Annotated in this window: 3 protein-coding genes; all 3 read left to right on the top strand. The window is 63.4% G+C overall.

All coding sequences use genetic code 11. The features are described 5' to 3' along the window. Positions 1-518 (top strand): PP2C family protein-serine/threonine phosphatase (locus HIJ39_RS22910; protein WP_207711882.1); only part of this gene is annotated, 518 nt, incomplete at its 5' end. 24 nt (positions 519-542) lie between these two features. Beyond that, positions 543-827, top strand: a complete 285-nt coding sequence (locus HIJ39_RS22905) for a hypothetical protein (RefSeq protein ID WP_169103338.1) — start codon at positions 543-545, stop codon at positions 825-827. A 60-nt stretch (positions 828-887) separates the two neighbouring features. After that, a complete protein-coding gene (locus HIJ39_RS22900) occupies positions 888-1,442 on the top strand; it encodes a CHC2 zinc finger domain-containing protein (RefSeq protein WP_169103337.1) in 555 nt (184 codons plus the stop codon). The last annotated feature ends 25 nt before the right edge of the window (positions 1,443-1,467 follow it).

The following is a 1,467-nucleotide window of genomic DNA, read 5'->3' as shown; positions in this document are numbered from 1 at the left end:
CCATGCCGCTCCCGGCTGATGCCGACTGGAGCGCGTGGCTGGAGTCGGGTGTGATGTCCGCCCACCGCGCGGTCGAATCCTTGGCGATTCCCGGTGAAGCCACACCGCCTGGCACCACCCTGCTCTGGGCGGTGGCGCGCGGAGACACCTGTTGGATCGCGCATATTGGCGATTCGCGCGCGTACCTCGTCCGCGCCGGTCGGGTTGGCCCGCTGACCGTGGACATGACCCCCGCCGGCGAACGCGTGCGGAACGGCCGGGAACCCTGGGAGCATCAAAACACGGCCCCTGACGGCCACCTGCTCCAGTCCTGCATTGGTCAGGCGCCGCTCATGGTGGAGACCTTCGCGGTGGAATGGCAAACGGGCGATGTGCTCGTCTTGACATCGGATGGTCTCAACGATGTCCGGCTCGCCTGGTGGCCCCATTTGATTCGTGAAGCGCGGGATGTCCACCAGATCCTCCATGCCGCTCGGTGGCGGGACAATGCCACGTTAGTGCTGGTGCGGCATGCATAGGCCCCCAAGAAAGGAGTGGTAACCGTGCGAACGCGATTTACGACACTGTCCAGTCCCGTTGTGGTTCACGGACACAAAACGACGATTTTAACTCTCGGCCGCGCCGGCTTGGTTCAACCGCGACGCGAATACGCAGAGACCCGAAACGGGCACCGCTGGCTCTACTATGCCGATTATTTGCCCGATTGCGACGCGGAGCGGGGCATCACGGAAGGGTGGCGCATTGCCTACGCGACATATCAGGCCTTGCTGCGGCGCGGCGAGCGTGAAGTGCCGGTCCCGGAGCCCCGGAGCTCTCTTTCTGTCTAAACCCTGCACCGGCTCTGCCGGTTCTTTGGAGGTATCACTCTTTCGTTGAGGTGACGCTGTATGGCCAACTGTGCCGCCATTAAGCAATCCATCCGGATTGAAGACGTGATTGGCCGGGTGGTTCCCCTGAAGCGCCACGGCCATTGGTATGTCGGGCGCTGTCCGTTCCACAACGATCAACATCCGAGCCTCGTGGTGTGGCCGAAAACGGGAACCTGGAAGTGCATGACCTGCTCGCCTGTGCGCGATGACGTCATCGGCTTCGTAGCGCAGTGGAAGCATTGCTCTACCCAGGAGGCGCTGCGCTGGCTCGAGCAGGAGCACCCGGAGATGCGGGTCGCACCCCGGACAAAGCCGGCCAGCATGGAAACGCCGCTGGCCGCACTCCCAGACCGCGATGCCACCTACCAGGAGCTCTTGTGGCACTGGGGACTCGCCGCCGCTCACCGCGCCGCGTTGCGGTCGCGGGGACTGAGCGACTGGGCCATCGGCAAAGCGGGGTTCGCCTCGGTCATGCCGGGTGTATATGGCCAAATAGAAATGGACAGTTTGGCCATCGTTTTTGGCTCTTGCACACTTTTGGTGGTGCTGGGCCATGGCGTGCTCGAACCGTGAGGGTGTAGGCTCCCCATGTCGGTTC

This window comes from Sulfobacillus harzensis, assembly GCF_012933365.1.
In the GTDB taxonomy this organism is placed as follows: Bacteria; Bacillota; Sulfobacillia; order Sulfobacillales; family Sulfobacillaceae; genus Sulfobacillus_B; species Sulfobacillus_B harzensis.
The sequence above is the reverse complement of the archived record's forward strand: the minus strand, read 5'-3'. Positions and strand labels throughout refer to the sequence as shown.

Excerpts from the sequence above, each read along its gene's own strand:
- HIJ39_RS22900 (WP_169103337.1), top strand. The coding sequence starts at position 888 with ATGGCCAACTGTGCCGCCATTAAGCAATCCATCCGGATTGAAGACGTG.